Consider the following 17,442-nt stretch of genomic DNA (forward strand, 5'->3'; position numbering starts at 1 on the left):
GCGACGGGAAACGACAGGTGTCGATCCGGTGTGCGGACCGCGGCGGTGCGCAGGGTCGGTGGGCGGTCCGGGTTAGCGTGCGCGTATGAACGACGAGCCTTCGCCGCCGCCGTCCAAGCGCGTGCCCCGGCTGTCCCGCCGCGGCCGGTGGGTCCTGACCGTGACCGCCTCCCTCGCCGTGGCGGCGGCCGCGGTGGTGGTCGCGCTGATGCTGTCCGGCGAGCCCGAGGACGAGCAGAACACCCTGCTCGTCCCCGAGGGCCGACGCACCGCGCAGATCTACGCGGCGGTCGACGAGGCACTCGGGAAGGCGCCCGGCACCACCCGCAAGGCCGTCGCCACCGCTCCGCTCGACCTGCCCCCCGAAGCCCGGGGCAACCCCGAGGGCTACCTCTTCCCCGCGACGTATCCGATCGACTCCGACACGACGCCGGCGAGCCTGCTCGCCTACATGGTCGACACGGCGAACAAGCGGTTCGGCGCCGCCGGCGTACCGGCCGGTGCGCAGCGCAATGGGTTGACGGACTATCAGACCGTCAACATCGCCAGCATGGTGCAGGCCGAGGCCGACACACCCGAGGACATGGCCAAGGTCGCGCGCGTCGTGCACAACCGGCTCGCACGGCAGATGCCCCTCCAGATGGATTCGACGCTGAACTACGCGCTGAACCGCAGCACGCTGGACACCACGGCCGACGACACCAGGATCGACAACCCGTACAACACCTATCGGCGTGAGGGGCTGCCCCCGACGCCCATCGGCAACGCGGGGGAGCACGCTCTGCGCGCCGCTGTCGAACCGGCGCCGGGCGAGTGGCTCTACTTCGTGACCGTGGCCCCCGGCGACACCCGCTTCACGGCGAACTACGAGGAACACCAGCGCAATGTGCGGGAGTTCAACGCCAACCGTGCGAAGGATCGCTCCGGCTGACGGGTGAGGGGCGGCCCGCAAGCCGAGGCGTGCCGTCGTCCGGCTGGCGGGGCACGTCCTCAGACCAGTGCCGGCTCCCGCTCCAGCAGCCGCATGATCTCGTGCACGGCCGCCCGCCCCGCCCGGTTGGCGCCGATCGTCGACGCCGACGGCCCGTACCCCACGAGATGGACACGCGGGTCCCGGACGGCCCGCGTGCCGTCCATCCGGATGCCACCGCCCGGCTCGCGCAGCTTCAGAGGCGCGAGGTGGTCGATCACCGCGCGGAACCCGGTCGCCCAGAGGATCACGTCCGCCTCCACCACGCGTCCGTCGTCCCAGGCGACACCGTCCGGTGTGATCCGGTCGAACATCGGCAGCCGGTCGAGCACCCCGTCCTCGCGAGCGCGCCTGATCGCGTCGTTGAGCGGCAGCCCGGTCACCGAGACGACGCTCTGCGGCGGCAGCCCGAGGCGTACGCGCTCGTCCACCTTGGCCACGACCGCCCGGCCGACGTTCTCGTCGAAGGGCCCCTCACGGAAGACCGGCGGCCGCCGGGTGACCCAGGTGGTGGCCGCCGCGTACGGGGCCATCTCCATCAGATGCTGGGTCCCCGAGGCCCCGCCGCCCACGACGACCACCCGCTGCCCGGCGAACTCCTCGGGCCCCCGGTATCCGGCGGTGTGCAACTGCCGGCCGCGGAAGGTCTCCTGGCCCGGGTACCGCGGCAAGAAGGGCCGGTCCCAGGTGCCGGTCGCACTGATCAGCGCGCGCGCCGACCAGGTCCCCTCCGAGGTCTCGACGTGCAGTCGGCCGTCTTCTCCTTCGCGCACCGCCATGACGTCGACGGGCCGGTGCACGCGCAGGTCGAAGCGCTCCTCGTAGGCGGCGAAGTAGGCCCCGATCACCTCCGACGAGGGCCGGTCGTCATCCGCGCCGGTCAGCTCCATACCGGGCAGGGAGTGCATGCCGTGGACCTTGCCGTAGGTCAGCGTCGGCCAGCGGAACTGCCAGGCGCCACCCGGTTGCGGGGAGTGGTCGAGGACGACGAAGTCGCGGTCGGGGACCAGCCCGACCCGGCGCAGATGGTAGGCGCCGGACAGTCCCGCCTGCCCGGCGCCGATGACGACCACGTCCTTGTTCCGCGTCGTGTCACGCGCCCCGAAGTTGTTCACGCTTCTACCAACTGCGGACGGCCCGCGGATCTTCCCGCCCGGGCCGTACGGGCGCGGTGATGCCGCCCGGAGCTCCCGGGCGCGTACGGGCGCGGTGAGGCCGCCCGGAGCTCCCGGGAGGGCCTAGAGGAAATTGACCCCCTGCGCCAGCGGCAGGCTGTCGGAGTAGTTCACCGTGTTGGTCGCCCGGCGCATGTACGCCCGCCAGGCGTCCGAGCCGGACTCACGCCCGCCGCCCGTCTCCTTCTCGCCGCCGAACGCCCCGCCGATCTCGGCACCCGACGTACCGATGTTGACGTTGGCGATACCGCAGTCGGACCCGTCGGCGCCCAGGAAGCGCTCCGCCTCCCGCTGGTCCCGCGTGAAGATGCTCGACGACAGACCCTGCGGCACGCCGTTGTGCAGCGCGACCGCCTCCTCCATCGTCCGGTAGGTCAGCACATAGAGGATCGGGGCGAAGGTCTCCCGTCGTACGACCTCGGTCTGCGCGGGCATCCGGACGACCGCGGGCCGCACATAGACCGCGTCCGGTGCCGACCGCGCCGTCAGCCGCTCGCCACCGGTGAGGACCTTGCCGCCGTCCGCCTCCGCATCGGCGAGCGCCTGCCTCATGGCGTCGTGCGCGGCGGAGGAGATCAGCGGGCCCACCAGCGTGCCGTCCGCGAACGGATCACCGACCGGCAGTTGTCCGTACGCGTGGACGATCTTCTCGACCAGCCGGTCCGCGATGTCCTCGTGGACGATGAGGCGGCGCAGCGAGGTGCAGCGCTGCCCCGCTGTGCCGGCCGCGGAGAAGACGATGCCGCGGACCGAGAGGTCGAGGTCGGCGGACGGGGTGACGACGGCCCCGTTGTTGCCGCCGAGCTCCAGCAGGCAGCGGCCGAAACGGGCGGCCACGCGCGGTGCCACCTCCTTGCCCATCCGCACCGAACCGGTCGCGCTCACCAGTGCCACCCGCTCGTCGTCGACGAGCCGCTCGCCGATGTCGCGGCCGCCGAGCAGGAGCCGGTGCAGGCCGGCAGGTGCTCCCGTGTCTGCCGCGGCCCGCGCCAGGAGGGCGTCACAGGCCAGGGCGGTGAGCGGGGTGAGTTCGGACGGCTTCCACACCACCGGGTCACCGCAGACCAGGGCGACGGCGGTGTTCCAGGACCAGACGGCGACCGGGAAGTTGAAGGCGGAGATCACCCCGACGACGCCCAGCGGATGCCAGCTCTCCGAGAGCCGGTGGCCGGGGCGCTCGGAGGCCATGGTCCGCCCGTAGAGCTGCCGGGACAGACCCACGGCGAACTCGCAGATGTCGATCATCTCCTGCACCTCGCCCAGCGCCTCGGAGCGGATCTTTCCCGCTTCGACGGTGACCAGGTCGGCGAGGTGCTCCTTGTGCTTGCCGAGCAGTTCGCCCAGTCGCTTGACCAGCGCGCCGCGCCGGGGCGCGGGCACGGTGCGCCATTCGAGAAAGGCGTCCGCGGCCGCGCCGATCGCCGCGTCCACCTCTTCGGGCCCGACGGCGGGGAGGGTGAAGAGCGTGCCGCCGGTCAACGGCGATCGCGCGACGACGTCGCCGCCGTCGGCGGGCAGCTCGGCGCCGCAGCGCCGCAGGCTCTCCCGGGCGAGCGAACGCAGCGAGTCGAGGGCGGGCAGGGGAATGTCGTTGCTGGTCACAGCGTGTCCTGTCACAGCGCGTCCTTGGGGAGTCCGATGGCCTCGCGGGCCTGCTGTAGGGAACGGTCCTGCTGAGCGGCGTAGAGATCGAAGGGGTCGTGGACCGGGCGCTCCAGCACCTGAGAGAGCCACCGCTGGTCGTAGTGCGTGCCGACGGCGGTGCGGTCCCAGATGCCCTCCTCAGTGAGGTTCGACTGGAAGATCCCGGCGGCCGACGCGGGCAGGAAGTCCTCGTAGACGATGGGGAGGGCGGTGAGCCAGCCGCCGTGGAGCAGACCGGGCAGGTCCTGCGGCGGCCGCTGCCCGTCAAGTGCCCGGCCGGCTGCCGGTTCGTAGCGGAAGAACCCCATCTCCCGGGCGGCCAACTGACGTTCCGTACGGGGGAAGCGCAGCGGCCAGTCCTCGGCCGGCCCGCCGATCAGTTCGTCGTAGAGCGCCCGGCCCTTCCGCGTGAGGGCGATGCCGCGGGCCTCGACCTCGCCGAATCGCACCCGCAGGTCGCCCTCGCCGACGCTGCCGTCCGGCTCCCGGAAGCGCCGTGCCTCCGAGAGCGCACGGAACGACGTCTGGCGCAGCAGGACGTCGGGACCGTCCCACCGCGGCGGCCCCTGGATCCGGTCGATCATCGTGATGCCCCGCTCGCCCATGCGCCGGTAGAGCTCGTCGATGTCGAGGACGCGCGGTGTGAGGTGGTTGATGTGCGTGCTCGCGACGCCCCCGATGTCGGCGGCGACGGCCGAGATCCGCTCCAGTTCCGCGTACCAGGACCGGTCCACGGGTTCCGGGGACAGTTCGAAGGCGGCCACCGCCAGCGTGAGGAAACGCTCCGCCGCTGCCTCGTCGAGCTCTTCCTCCCGCTCGGCCTGTGCCGCCAGATGCAGTAGCTCAGGGGGGAAGAGCGCACGCCGGTCGAGGAACGACTCCAGCCGGCCTTCGAGGTCCGCGTCGAAGAACCGCCGGTCGGCCGTGGTGAGCATGGAGGTGAAGACGCGGAAGGGATTGCGCTCCAACTCCTTAGCCTCGACGGGACGAAAGGCGGTGGAGACGACCGGCACCGAGCTGGCCGCCGCCTCGCGCAGATCGTAGAAGCCGACGGGACGCATACCGAGAGCGGCGAAGATCTGGGCGGCCTGGCGCATCTCACGCGGGGTGCCGACGCGGATCGCGCCGTGCCGCTCGGCCGTCACCCGCTCGATCCCGCCGAGGCGTCCCGCGTCGCCGTCCTTGCCGATCACCTCGTCGTTGACCTGTGCCGACACCTCCAGGAGCGTGGTGTACGCGGGCACTTCGGCCCCGTACATGTCGGAGAGCCGTCGGGCGAACGCCGCCCGCAGCCGCCAGGTCGGGATCATGCGGTCCTCCTTCTCCGAAGTACGCCTTCTCGGAACAACGGTGTCTCGGATTCACGGCTACCCGGGCTGTCCGGCCGAGTGCTCTCGTGGGGCGCGTCAGATGATGTGGGCCTCGGGCCGGGCAGCGGCTGCGCTCCCTTCGAAGCGGTTCGCGGACAACGGGCCGACATCGATGAACGGCATCGCCTCCAGATACAGATCCCGCATGATCTCGCCGACCGCGGGAGCCTGGAGAAAGCCGTGCCCGGAGAAGCCGGTGGCATACAGGAACCCGTCCACCTCGCGGGACCGGCCGATCAGGGCGTTGCGGTCGGGCGTCACCTCGTACAGCCCCGCCCAGCCACCGCGGACCCCCAGCGAGGCGAGCGCCGGCGCCCGCCGCAGGGCCGCCTCCCGGAACGGCTCCAGCCACTCGACGCTGAACTCCCGTCCGAAGCCCGGCTTCTGACGCGGGTCGGACAGCCCGAGCACCAGTCCGCCCGCGCCGTCGTCGTGGAAGTACAGCGACGACGCGAAGTCGAGGGTGAACGGGATCCTCGGCGGCCCGGGCCTGAGCGGGCCCGTCAGCGCGATCTGGCGGCGCAGCGGGACCACCGGCAGCGGCACCCCGGCCATCGCACCGACGGCCCCGGACCAGGCGCCCGCGGCACAGACGACGGTGCCGGTGCGCACGGTCCCCGACGAGGTGTGCACCGCCCGCACCCGGCCGTCGTCGGTGGCGATGCCGGTGACCGCGCAGTGCGTACGGACCCTGGCACCGAGCCTGCGGGCCGCACGGAGGTACCCGCCGACCGCGGCACCGGGGAGCGCACAGCCGTCGTCCGGGGAGTGGGCGGCGGCGACGATCGAGGACGGATCGATGTACGGGCACAGCTCGTGCGCCTCGCGTGGCGTGATGATCCGGCTGCGGACCCCCAGATCGTTCTGCACCGCGACAGCGCGCTCGAACGTCGCCACCTCCTTCTCCGTGCCCAGGAGGAAGAGATACCCGATGGTCCGCAGCCCGATGTCGGCGCCGGGACGGGTGGCGAAGTGTCGCCATGCCTCCAGGCTGCGCTGCCCCAGCCCGATGTTCAGCGGGTCCGAGAACTGGGCGCGGATCCCGCCGATCGGCTTCCCCGACGACCCCGACGCCGGCTCGTCGCGCTCCACCACCAGGACGTTCCGGACACCGGCCTCGGCCAGATGAAAGGCGATGCTCGCTCCGATGACACCGCCGCCCACGATCACGACGTCCGCGGCCGCGGGCAGGGGCGGGGAGTCCGCACCCGGAGCGCTGTGGATCATGGAGCACCGTCCCGTCCGCTCGTGACGCCGCCGCGCCGGAAAGCCGTGTCAGGGGTGCATCCATGGTGGACACACCCGGCTCCCCGCGTCCATCGCCCGTCTCACCGCGGGCTGCCACCGGGCCGGTTTCCCACCGCGGATCGCCCGCGGAACGACCGGCTCGGCGGCCTTCCCGGCCGGGGCCTTCACGGGCCGGCGACCGGCGGAGGGGGAAAATGGCCCCATGCCCGCACCCTTCACCACCAAGGTCCTGAACCTCACCACCGGCTCCGACGAGACGGTGACCGATCTGACCCACGCCTGCGAACAGTTTCTCCAGGAGGCGGCGAACGGCCGGGACGGACTGCTCAACATCTTCGTCCCGCACGCCACGGCCGGAATCGCCGTGATCGAGACGGGCGCGGGCAGCGACGACGACCTGCTGGCCACGCTGCACACCCTCCTCCCGGCCGACGACCGCTGGCAGCACCGCCACGGCAGCCCGGGCCACGGCCGCGATCACGTCCTGCCCGCGTTCGTCCCTCCGCACGCGACGCTGCCGGTGATCGGCGGCCGTCTCGAACTGGGCACCTGGCAGTCGGTCTGCCTGGTGGACACGAACAAGGACAACCCCCGCCGCACGGTGCGGCTCAGCTTCCTCGGCTGAGCCGCACCGCACGGACAGCCGCCCCGGTCAGCTCAGCGTCGTACGCTCCGGGTCGTCCGCCGTCGTGTCGACACGCAGCCACCGGTAGCCGTACGGCTCCAGCTCCGTGTGCAGGCGGCCGTCGCGCGGGACGGTGACGGCGGCGCCGGTCAGCACGTCGGTGAGCACCGTGCCCGGCTTCAGCTCGGGCGCCTTCATCTCCGCGGTGACCGTACGGTCCGCGAAATTGTGCAGGGCCAGCACGGCGCCCTCGGGCAGTGAGCTGATGTGGGCGAGGACGGCGGGCGCAGGGGTGTCGAGGACCTCATACGTCCCCCAGGCCAGTTCGGGCGCCCCGCGGTAGCGCTCGATCAGCAGACGCATGTGCGCGAGCAGCGATCCGGCGTCGTGGGACTGGTCGTGCACGTTGACCCGCCCGGGGCCGAACTCGCCCTCGCACAGCGGGTTCGGGAACGCTCCGGCGTCCGCGGTCGAGAAGCCGGCGTCGTCGTCGCCGGTCCACTGCATCGGCCCGCGCACGGCCTGCCGGCCCTCCGCGGCGAGGTTCTCGCCCATCCCGATCTCCTCCCCGTAGAAGAGGACGGGCGTACCGGGCAGGGTGAACAGCAGGCTGTAGGCCAGTTCCAGCCGCCGCCTGTCACCGCCGACCATCGGGGGCAGCCTGCGGCGCAGACCGCGGTCGTAGAGCTGCATGTCCTTCTCGGGGCCGAACGCCTCGAAGACCTCGGCGCGTTCGTCGTCGCCGAGTTTGTCGAGGGTGAGCTCGTCGTGGTTGCGGACGAAGGTGGCCCAGTGGGCATCGCGGGGAGCGGCGGGCCGCGTGCGGAGGGCGTCGGCGAGCGGGGACGCGTCGCCGCGGGCCATCGAGAGGTACATCCGCTGCATGCCGATGAAGTCGAAGCACATCGTCAGCTCGTCGCCGCGGCCGGAGCTCGGTTCGCCGAAGAACAACGCCGTCTCGTCGTAGGGGAGATTGACCTCGCCCAGCAGCACCGCGTCGCCGCAGCGGCGGCCGAGGAAGGCGCGCAGATCCGCGAGGTACTCATGCGGGTCGGGCAGCCGGCCGGCGTCGTCCTGGCCGTCGGTCTCCAGCAGGAACGGCACCGCGTCGACCCGGAAGCCGGAGAGACCGAGCTGGGTCCAGAACCCCATGATGCGGGCTATCTCGTCCCGCACGGCCGGGTTGGTGATGTTGAGGTCGGGCTGCTGCTTGTAGAACCGGTGCAGGTAGTACTGGCCGGACGTCCGGTCGTACTCCCACAGGCTCTTCTCCGCGTCCGGGAAGACCACGCCGGACGGTCCGTCCTCGGGGGGCGCGTCGCGCCACACGTACCAGTCGCGGTGCGCCGCGTCACGGCCCGAGCGGGCGTCCTCGAACCAGGGATGGTGCTCGGACGTGTGGTTGACCACCAGGTCGGCGATGACCCGGATGCCGCGGTCACGGGCGGTGCGGACGAACTCGGTGAAGTCGCCGAGCGTGCCGAGGCGGGGGTCGACCCCGTAGAAGTCGGTGATGTCGTAGCCGTCGTCGCGTTCGCATGTCGGATAGAAGGGCATCAGCCACACACAGGTGACACCGAGACGCACCAGATGGTCGATCCGCTGGGTGAGGCCCGCGAAGTCGCCGGTGCCGTCCCCGTTGCTGTCCTGGTACGTCTCGACGTCCAGGCAGTACACCACCGCGTTCTTCCACCACAGGTCGGAGGTCCGGGTCAGCCTCATCGGGCACGCTCCGCGGTGTATGCCCGCGGACGGGTCACATCGAGCTGCGGCAGCACCTTGGCGCCGAACGCCTCGATGAAGGCGGCCTGTTGCTGCCCGACGTGGTGCAGCATCACCGCGTCGAAGCCGAGGTCGGCGTACTCCTGGAGCCACGCCGCGTGCCGGCCCAGGTCGGAGGAGACGTCGACGCAGTCCGCGACCTGCTCGGGGGTGACGTGCTCGCTGACACTGTCGAACAGCTCCGCCGACTCCAGGTCCCAACTGGCGGGCGGACCGTGGACGTTGGTACGCCACTGGTCGTGGGCGACGGAGAGGGCCGTGTCGGGGTCGGGGTCCCAGCTGAGATGGACCTGGAGGTGCAGCGGGCCGGTCCCGCCGGCGGAGCGGTAGGCGTCGATGATCCGCCTCAGCTGTTCGTGCGGGGCGTTCACGGTGATCAGGCCGTCGGCCCAGCCCGCGCACCAGCGCGCCGTCGCCTCGCTGCACGCGGCGCCGATCAGCGGCGGAGGGGTGGGGGGACGGGTCCACAGCTTGGCCCGGTCCACCGTCACCAGGCCCTCGTGGCTGACCTCCTCGCCGCGCAGCAGGGCGCGGATGACGTCGACACACTCGCGCAGCCGCGCGTTGCGGACGTCCTTGCGGGGCCACCGGTCACCGGTGATGTGCTCGTTGGACGCCTCACCGCTGCCGAGCGCGGCCCAGAAGCGCCCCGGGTACATGGCGGCGAGACTGCCCACCGCCTGCGCGACGATCGCCGGGTGGTAGCGCTGGCCCGGCGCGTTGACGACGCCGAACGGTATGCGGTCGGTCGCCTGCAGCGCGGCGCCGAGCCACGACCAGGCGAATCCGGATTCACCCTGCCGGGCGCTCCAGGGCGAGAAGTGGTCCGAGCACATGGCGGCCGTGAAACCCGCCTGCTCCGCGTGGACCACCGCGCTCAAGAGATCGGCGGGCGGGATCTGCTCGTGAGAGGCATGAAATCCGTAGACGGTCATGAAGGACGCCTACCCGACGATGCCGGGATCATCGGGACACCGCTCCCACCTGACGGCGGCGGACCGGGGGCCTCGGCTCGTGCGCGCCCTCCTGGTCCTCGCCGTGACGGCGGCAGCGGCGGCCGGAGCCGCGCTGCTCGTCGAGGCGGCCTTCACCCTCCGACCTCAGATGGTGCGGCGGTGGATCCGGGCCTCCCAGGGGCCGAGCACCGCGTGGCCCGACGGTGCGGGATCCACCGAGTCGGCCGCCTCGCCGCACGGGACATTGCCGAGCACGAGTTCGGCGTCCTGCCAGCCGTCCGGCAGCGGCACGGCAGCGCTCCCGGAGCTGAGGTTGGCGACCACGAGCAGCACGGTGTCGCCGTACTGCCGCGTGAAGGCGTAGACCCGTTCGTCGTCCGGCAGCAGCATCGTGAAGTCGCCGTGCACGACGGCGGGTTCATCGTGTCGCAGGCCGATCAGCCGGCGGTAGTGGTGGTAGACGGAGTCGGGGTTCGCGCGGGCGGCTGCCGCGTTGACCTCGGTGTGATCGGGATTGACCGGCAGCCACGGGGTGCCGGTGGTGAAACCGGCGTGCTGCGACGCGTCCCACTGCATGGGGGTACGGGCGTTGTCCCGGCCCATCGCCCGCAGGCCCTGCAGGACGTCCTCCGGCTTCTCCCCGGCCCGGAGCGACTGCGCGTAGTGGTTGAGCGTCTCGATGTCCCGGAAGTCCTCGATCGAGCGGAACGGCGCGTTGGCCATGCCCAGTTCCTCGCCCTGGTAGATGTAGGGCGTCCCCCGGTGCAGATGCAGCACGGTGGCCAGCGCGGTCGCGGAGCGCACCCGATGCCGGGGGCTGTCGTCGCCGAAGCGGGAGACCGCGCGGGGCTGGTCGTGGTTGTTCCAGTACAGGCTGTTCCAGCCGGTGTCCGCGAGCTCCGTCTGCCAGCGGCCGAGCGAGGCCTTGAGATCGGTCAGACGCAGGGGCTTCAGATCGAACTTGTGGCGGCCGTGGTCAAGTCCGACATGCTCGAACTGGAACACCATGTCGACCTCGGCCCGCGCCGGATCGGTGAACAGCCGGGCCTGCTCCACGGTCACGCCCGGCATCTCGCCCACGGTCAGCAGCCGCCCCGGGTACCGGGCGAAGACCTCGCGGTGCATCTCCTGGAGGTGGTCGTGGACACGGGGACCGCAGACGAAGTGGGGCGAGCCGTCGCCGAGGGGGCCCTCACCGGTCACGGCGCCGTCCGGCAGCGCGGGGTCCTTGGAGATGAAGTTGACGACGTCCATCCGGAAGCCGTCGACACCGCGGTCGAGCCACCAGCGCATCATCGCGTACACGGCCTGCCGCAGCCGCGGGTGCTCCCAGTTGAGGTCCGGCTGCTTGGGCGAGAAGAGATGGAGGTAGTACGCGTCGCTCGCGGAGTCGTGCGTCCAGGCGGGCCCGGAGAAGAAGGAACCCCAGTTGTTCGGCTCGCCGCCGTCACGCGGAGGCCGCCACCAGTACCAGTCGCGCCGGGGGCTCCGAGGATCGCGGGACTCCCGGAACCAGGGGTGCTCGTCGGAGGTGTGGTTGACCACCAGGTCCATCACCAGCTTCATGCCGCGCTCGTGCACGGCAGCCAGCAGCCGGTCGAACGCCGCCAGGTCGCCGAAGACCGGGTCGATGTCCTGGTAGTCGCTGATGTCGTAGCCGTTGTCGTCCTGCGGCGAGGGATAGACGGGCGACAGCCAGATGACGTCGACGCCCAGATCCGCGAGATGGTCCAGGCGCTGTGCGATGCCGGCGAGGTCGCCGATGCCGTCCCCGTCGGAGTCCGCGAAGCTGCGCGGATAGATCTGGTAGACGACCGCGGACTTCCACCACGCGTCGCCCTCCTGCGGTACGCCGTCGGCTGCGATGGCTTCCTCCCTGGTCCGGTACGTATCCGATCGCGGGTCTCCTTCCCCCGCTCCTTCCCCCGCGACGGCGGTCCTACTGGCGGTCGTCGCGGAAGGGGCCGTAGGCCGGACGGCCGATGCGCGGGCGTGCCGGCCCGTGCCGGGGGCAGGCGCTCATCATGGCCATTCTCAGGACAGCCGCACGCCCCCTGCTCGCCTCCGTCTTCGTCTCGGGAGGATTCCGTACACTGCTCGACCCGCGCTCCGTCGCTCCGGCCGCCGCGCCCGTGGCGCTGCCCGTCGCCGAGCGGGTGCCACGGCTGCCGGAGGACACCGAGCGACTGGTCAGGATCAACGGCGCGGTTCAGCTGGGAGCGGGCGTGCTGCTCGCGGCCGGCCGCTTCCCGCGTGCCTCCGCCCTCGCCCTGGCCGTCTCGCTCGTCCCGACCACGCTCGCCGGGCACGCCTGGTGGAAGTCCGAGGACCCCGAGGAACGGGCGCGTCTGCGCACCCAGTTCACCAAGAACGTGTCCCTCTTCGGCGGTCTGCTGATCGCGGCGGCGGACACGCACGGGAAGCCGTCGCTTGCCTACCGCTCGCGCACCGCCGCCTCCGCCGGCCGGCGCCGCACCCGTCGCGCCGGACGCGATCTGGGTGCGGCGGTCTCCGGCGCGGCGCACGACGTACGGTCGGCGGCGGGCACGGTGCGCGACCGTCTGCCGGTGGGCTGAGCCGCACCGGCGCCGCGCACCGCCCCGCGGCCGTCAGGCGTCGATGATCACCGGGATGACGAGCGGCTTGCGGCGGTGGGTCCGGAACGCCCAGGACGCCACCGCGCGGCTGATGAGCTGCTCCAGCTGGAGGGCGTCGCCGACGCCTTCGAGCGCGGCCTTCGCCAGGACCTTCTCGATCACCGGGACGACCGTCTCGAAGGTCGAATCGTCATGGACGAATCCACGGGCCAGGAAGTCCGGTGCCTCCGCCAGCGCCCCGGTGTCGGCGTCCACGATGGCGACGACGGTGACCACGCCTTCCTCGGCGAGGGTCACGCGGTCCTTGAGGGAGGCCTCGGTGGCGCCGCCGACGGCCATGCCGTCCACATAGACGTTGCCCGCGGGGACCTTGCCGGTGATGGAGGCGCGTCCGTCGACGAGGTCCACGACGACGCCGTCCTCGGCGATGATCACGCGGTCCGGCTCGACGCCGGTACGGATGGCCAGGTCACCGTTGGCGCGCAGATGACGCCATTCGCCGTGGACCGGCATGACGTGACGGGGCTTCACGATGTTGTAGCAGTAGACGAGTTCGCCGGCGCTCGCGTGTCCGGAGACATGGACCTTGGCGTTGCCCTTGTGGACGACGTTGGCGCCCCACCGGGTCAGGCCGTTGATCACGCGGTAGATCGCGTTCTCGTTGCCCGGGATCAGGGAGCTGGCGAGGAGAACGGTGTCGCCCTCACCGATACGGATCATGTGGTCGCGGTTGGCCATCCGCGAGAGCGCGGCCATCGGCTCGCCCTGGGACCCGGTGCACACCAGCGTGATCTGGTGGTCCGGCAGCTTCTCCAGTTCCTTCAGACCCACGATCAGGCCCTGAGGCACCTTCAGATAGCCGAGATCACGGGCGATGCCCATGTTGCGGACCATCGACCGGCCCACGAAGGCGACCTTGCGGCCGTACTGGTGGGCGGCGTCCAGCACCTGCTGGATGCGGTGCACATGGCTGGCGAAGCTGGAGACGATGACGCGCCGCGGCGCCGTGCGCATCACCTGCTCGATGGCGGGGTTCAGATCCCGTTCCGAGGTGGTGAAGCCGGGCACCTCGGCGTTGGTGGAGTCGGTGAGGAACAGGTCCACACCCTCCTCGCCGAGGCGGGCGAAGGCACGCAGGTCGGTGATCCGCTGGTCCAGCGGGAACTGGTCCATCTTGAAGTCGCCGGTGTGCAGCACCATCCCCGCGCCGGTGCGGATCGCGATCGCGAGGCTGTCCGGGATGGAGTGGTTGACCGCGACGAACTCGCAGTCGAAGGGACCGAACCCGCGGCGGTCGCCCTCCTTGACCCGCACCGAACGCGGCTTGATGCCGTGCTCCTTGAGCTTGGCCTCCAGGAACGCGAGCGTGAGCTTCGAGCCGACGACGGGAATGTCGCGCCGCTCGCGCAGCAGATACGGCACCGCGCCGATGTGGTCCTCGTGGCCGTGGGTCAGCACGATCGCCACGATGTCGTCCAGGCGGTCCCGGATCGAGGTGAAGTCGGGGAGGATCACGTCCACACCCGGCTGGTGCTCTTCGGGGAACAGCACACCGCAGTCGACGACGAGCAGTTTGCCGTTGTGCTCGAAGACCGTCATGTTGCGGCCGATCTCGCCCAGGCCGCCCAGGGCGACGACCCTCAGCCCTCCCTTGGGCAGCGGCGGGGCGGCTTTCAGCTCTGGGTGCGGGTGGCTCATGCCTCGACGTTACCGGAGAGGCCCCTGGGGTGATCCTTTGGCATACCCCTCCCGTGGCGCCGGTCCGCCCAGGTCCTCCGGACCGTCCGGGGGAAACCACATGCCTCGGCAGGACCGCGAGCCGGAGCGGTGGCGCGGACCGGCACCGCCCGGAGCCGCGGACCTTGGCGCGACGCGGTGCCGCCGCCCGGTGGCGCGGACCGGTACCCGCGGAGTCATGGAGAGGTGGCGCGGCGCTACGGAGCGGTGATCCAGTCGTACGCCGCCCGCGCGGTGAACTCGCTCTGGCCGCCCGCGTACAGCAGTCCCGCCGCGCGGAACGCAGGATCGTCGGCCGTCGCCGCCACGTACGGGATCGCGATGCACCGCATCCCCGCGGCGTGGGCGGCCGCCGCGCCCGGCGGGGCGTCCTCCAGCACGACGCAGTCGGCGGGCTCGGCGCCGAGCCGGCGGGCCGCCTCCAGGAAGACATCGGGTTCCGGCTTGCCGCGCCCGACCTCCTCGGCCGAGACGAGGGTGCTGAGGAAGGCGTCCAGGCCGGTGGCGGCGAGCACCGCCTCGATGGCGGCCCGGGACGAGCCGGACGCCACGGCCATCGGCACCCCCTCGCCGTGCAGCAGCTCCACGAGCCCCCGCATCTGCGGATACACGTCCGTCGACGCGGCGGCGAGCGCGAGGTAGTGCCGGTTCTTGCCGGCCAGCAGCTCCTCGACGGGTGCGGAGATCGTGTACTCCTCGCGCAGCGCCTCCAGGGTCTCGCGCGTCCCGATGCCGATGAAGTCGGTGTGGCGCTCCCAGCCGAAGTCGGTCACGCCGTACTCGGCGAGCAGTCTGCGCCCCGCCTCGTAGTAGTTCGGCTCGCTGTCCACGAGTGTTCCGTCGAGGTCGAAGATGACCGAAGGGGTGCGCGGCTGGCTCATGCCCCCAGCATGCCAAGGCGGGGTTCAGCGGCCGCTGCCGGCTGCCCGCCCGACCGACTCGACCAGCGGCAGCAGCCGATGAGCCACGCGTTCGCGCAGCGCCATCTCGGTGCGGGTGCGCACCACACCGGGCAGCTGGATCAGGCGCTGGATGACGTCCTCCAGATGGCCGTTGTCGCGGGCGGCGACCCGGGTCAGCAGATCCCCGCCGCCGGTGATGGAGAAGGCCTCGATGATCTCGGGGATGGCCGCCAGCGCGTCGCCGACCTCGTCCAGATGCCCCTGGGTGACCTCGATGTGGACGAAGGCCAGCACCGGATGACCGAGGGCGGCGGGGGAGAGGTACGGCCCCGTGCCGGTGATCACGCCGTCCCGTTCGAGGCGGTCGATCCGGGCCTGCAGGGTGCCCCGCGCGATGCCCAGCAGGCGGGCGTACTCCCGCGCGCTGGTGCGCGGCTGCTCCATCAGGAGTCGCAGGATGCGGGTGTCGAGCGCGTCCACGGCCATGGTCCGTTGGCCTCCTGCTGGTCCGGATGATCCACCGTCGACTGTACCAATGGCCCACCCCGGACCGATCGAGTTGAGCCACCGGCATCCGGAATGCTTTCCTCTGGTGAGAGAGGGCGCTGCGCAGCGCCGGACCGGCGACGCCGCCGTTCCGGACCCGCGGCGCCTTTGCCGTGTCTGCAGGGTGTGCCGAACAGCGAGGGGGCGGGACGACAGCCGTGAGGAGCGTGACCGGCGTGAAGAGGATGTTCAGCGCCCCCGACCCGGGGCGCCTGCGGCTGCGTGTCTCCCTGCGCGCCGTGCTCGGCATCGGCCTCGCGGTCGCCGCCGCCGAAGCCGCCGGGCTCTCCCTCGTCGCCTCCATCACCGGCGGTCTCGCCGCCCTCCTCGCACTGTTCACCGTCGGCGACGCGACCGTGCGCCGCCAGGCGGTCACCACCGCGCTGCTGCCCGCCGCGGGCTTCCCCGTACTCGCCCTCGCGACCACCCTGCACGGTGCGCCGCTGCTGCGGGCCGCCGCCTGGCTCGCCGTGGTCTTCTGCGGGGTCTACGCCCGGCGCTGGGGGCTGCGCGGACACGCGCTCGGCATCTTCGCGTTCATGATGTTCTTCGTCACCCAGTTCCTGCACGCGCTCCCGGCCCAGCTGCCGGAGCTGTACGCGGCGGTGGGACTGGCCCTCGCCGCCTCCTCGGCGGTCCGCTTCGGCCTGTGGTGCATCGAACGGCGCACCCCGCCGCCCGCCGCCCCGACGCCGCTCCCCGGCACCGGACTCGCCCGTCCCACCACCCGCCAGGCCTTCCAGGCGACCTTCGCCTGCGCCGTGGCACTCGCCGTGGGCGAGGTCGTCTCGCCCGACCGCTTCTACTGGGCCGTGGGAACCGCCTGGTGGATCTTCGTCAACACCGCCTCCCGCGGCGAGACCCTCGTCCGCGGCTTCCGCCGCGTCGTCGGAACGGTCACCGGCATCGCCGCAGGACTGCTGATCGCGATCCCCATCGCCGGTGCCCCGCTGCCGACCGCCGCGCTCGTCGCCGTCTGCGTCTTCGGGATCTTCTACACCGCCGCGCCCTCCTACAGCTGGATGATGTTCTTCGTCACCGTCATGGCGGGCCTGCTCTACGGGCTCCTCGGCGTCCTCCACCCGGGCCTGCTTCTGCTCCGCTTCCAGGAGACGGCGGTCGGAGCGCTCGGCGCGGCCCTCGGTGTCGCCCTGATCCTGCCCGTCACCACCCACGCCGCGACCGACGCCTGGATCCGCCGCGCGCTGACCTGCGTCCACGGCTGCACCACCGCGGCCGCCCGCCGGCTGGCCGGCGACAGCACGGCCGATCCCGCGCCCCTCGCGGCCGAGCTGGAGCTGCTGCTCGGCCGGGTACGGCTATCCCTGGCCCCGCTCGTCCACCCGCTGAGCCCGCTCCGGGCCCGCAAGGCACGCGCCCGGCAGGTCATCCTGCTGCTCGATGACTGCGCACGCGAGGTGCGCGGGCTCGCCGCCGTCGCCGCGGAACCGGCCGGCCGCACGGCCTCGCACGACGCCCGCCTGGCCACCGCCTGCCGTCGCGTCGAGAGCGCCGTCCACGCGCTCGTGGCTCCTCCGGCGGGCCGGGTCGACGCCGCTGCCGGGGCACTCGCGCTCCACGCTCACCCCGCGTCCGACGCGGCGCTCACGCACCTCCATGCACTGGAGCAGGCGCTCGGAGACCTCGCCGCGCCCCTGCACACATCCCCGCGCGCCCCGCTCGTGCCCGCCTGACCAGGGGCATGGACAGGGAGCACGTGAATGAGGCATTTTCTCCCTGGACACAGAGGGTGGATCAGCGTGTTCACTGGGTAACCAGTGCGGCATCCACGTACGTCCTTCCAGGACCCCGGGGGTACGCGCCATGCGGAAGTCACTGCTCAGATCGCTGCGGAGAGCCCTCGTCCCGGAGGGGGCACCGGCACCGGGC

The 17,442-nt window shown here is 71.8% G+C and carries 14 protein-coding genes; 4 read left to right on the plus strand and 10 right to left on the minus strand.

Annotated elements, in window-relative coordinates:
• The first annotated feature begins 85 nt into the window (after window positions 1–85).
• On the plus strand, window positions 86–931 hold the full coding sequence (mltG, locus tag ACFWU3_RS20145) for an endolytic transglycosylase MltG (protein ID WP_384439078.1): 846 nt from the start codon (window positions 86–88) through the stop codon (window positions 929–931).
• Between the two features lie 59 nt (window positions 932–990).
• On the opposite strand, the gene ACFWU3_RS20150 is transcribed toward mltG, so the two are convergent.
• From ACFWU3_RS20150 to ACFWU3_RS20165, 4 genes are all read right to left on the minus strand, one after another.
• On the minus strand, window positions 991–2,085 hold the full coding sequence (locus ACFWU3_RS20150; RefSeq protein WP_384439081.1) for an NAD(P)-binding domain-containing protein: 1,095 nt from the start codon (window positions 2,083–2,085) through the stop codon (window positions 991–993).
• Between the two features lie 123 nt (window positions 2,086–2,208).
• Window positions 2,209–3,762: an aldehyde dehydrogenase family protein gene (locus ACFWU3_RS20155; protein ID WP_384439084.1), complete on the minus strand. Its 1,554-nt coding sequence runs from the start codon at window positions 3,760–3,762 to the stop codon at window positions 2,209–2,211.
• A complete protein-coding gene (locus ACFWU3_RS20160; protein ID WP_384439087.1) occupies window positions 3,759–5,099 on the minus strand; it encodes a 2-oxoadipate dioxygenase/decarboxylase family protein in 1,341 nt (446 codons plus the stop codon). The genes ACFWU3_RS20155 and ACFWU3_RS20160 overlap by 4 nt, the downstream gene beginning before the upstream one ends.
• A gap of 96 nt (window positions 5,100–5,195) precedes the next feature.
• Entirely contained in the window at window positions 5,196–6,386 is a 1,191-nt protein-coding gene (locus ACFWU3_RS20165; protein WP_384439090.1) for an NAD(P)/FAD-dependent oxidoreductase, read from the minus strand.
• A 223-nt stretch (window positions 6,387–6,609) separates the two neighbouring features.
• Here ACFWU3_RS20165 and ACFWU3_RS20170 point away from each other — a divergent pair, with 223 nt between their 5' ends.
• Entirely contained in the window at window positions 6,610–7,032 is a 423-nt protein-coding gene (locus ACFWU3_RS20170; RefSeq protein ID WP_384439093.1) for a secondary thiamine-phosphate synthase enzyme YjbQ, read from the plus strand.
• A gap of 27 nt (window positions 7,033–7,059) precedes the next feature.
• Here ACFWU3_RS20170 and ACFWU3_RS20175 read toward each other — a convergent pair whose 3' ends face one another.
• The 3 genes from ACFWU3_RS20175 to ACFWU3_RS20185 form a co-directional block, all read right to left on the minus strand.
• On the minus strand, window positions 7,060–8,754 hold the full coding sequence (locus ACFWU3_RS20175) for an alpha-amylase family protein (RefSeq protein WP_384439096.1): 1,695 nt from the start codon (window positions 8,752–8,754) through the stop codon (window positions 7,060–7,062).
• Entirely contained in the window at window positions 8,751–9,749 is a 999-nt protein-coding gene (locus ACFWU3_RS20180; RefSeq protein ID WP_384439099.1) for a TIGR03885 family FMN-dependent LLM class oxidoreductase, read from the minus strand. Before ACFWU3_RS20180 ends, ACFWU3_RS20175 begins: the two co-directional genes overlap by 4 nt.
• Before the next feature lie 165 nt (window positions 9,750–9,914).
• On the minus strand, window positions 9,915–11,636 hold the full coding sequence (locus ACFWU3_RS20185) for an alpha-glucosidase (RefSeq protein ID WP_384439122.1): 1,722 nt from the start codon (window positions 11,634–11,636) through the stop codon (window positions 9,915–9,917).
• Window positions 11,637–11,794: 158 nt separating this feature from the next.
• Between ACFWU3_RS20185 and ACFWU3_RS20190 the strand changes: the two genes are divergently transcribed.
• Window positions 11,795–12,346, plus strand: coding sequence for a DoxX family protein (locus tag ACFWU3_RS20190; protein WP_384439102.1), 552 nt, complete (start codon window positions 11,795–11,797; stop codon window positions 12,344–12,346).
• Between the two features lie 33 nt (window positions 12,347–12,379).
• Here ACFWU3_RS20190 and ACFWU3_RS20195 read toward each other — a convergent pair whose 3' ends face one another.
• The 3 genes from ACFWU3_RS20195 to ACFWU3_RS20205 all read right to left on the minus strand — a co-directional run bounded on the left by ACFWU3_RS20195 (window position 12,380) and on the right by ACFWU3_RS20205 (window position 15,492).
• A complete protein-coding gene (locus ACFWU3_RS20195) occupies window positions 12,380–14,065 on the minus strand; it encodes a ribonuclease J (protein WP_327685413.1) in 1,686 nt (561 codons plus the stop codon).
• 236 nt (window positions 14,066–14,301) lie between these two features.
• Complete coding sequence (locus ACFWU3_RS20200; RefSeq protein WP_384439105.1) at window positions 14,302–14,985, minus strand: HAD family hydrolase; 684 nt, start codon at window positions 14,983–14,985, stop codon at window positions 14,302–14,304.
• Between the two features lie 24 nt (window positions 14,986–15,009).
• The gene (locus ACFWU3_RS20205) at window positions 15,010–15,492 is read right to left on the minus strand and encodes an Lrp/AsnC family transcriptional regulator (RefSeq protein ID WP_327685415.1); all 483 of its coding nucleotides are present in this window, start codon (window positions 15,490–15,492) and stop codon (window positions 15,010–15,012) included.
• A gap of 245 nt (window positions 15,493–15,737) precedes the next feature.
• On the opposite strand from ACFWU3_RS20205, the gene ACFWU3_RS20210 reads away from it, so the two are divergent.
• Entirely contained in the window at window positions 15,738–17,246 is a 1,509-nt protein-coding gene (locus ACFWU3_RS20210) for an FUSC family protein (protein ID WP_384439125.1), read from the plus strand.
• The last annotated feature ends 196 nt before the right edge of the window (window positions 17,247–17,442 follow it).

It is taken from the genome of Streptomyces sp. NPDC058685 (genome assembly GCF_042714725.1).
Lineage (GTDB): Bacteria > Actinomycetota > Actinomycetes > Streptomycetales > Streptomycetaceae > Streptomyces.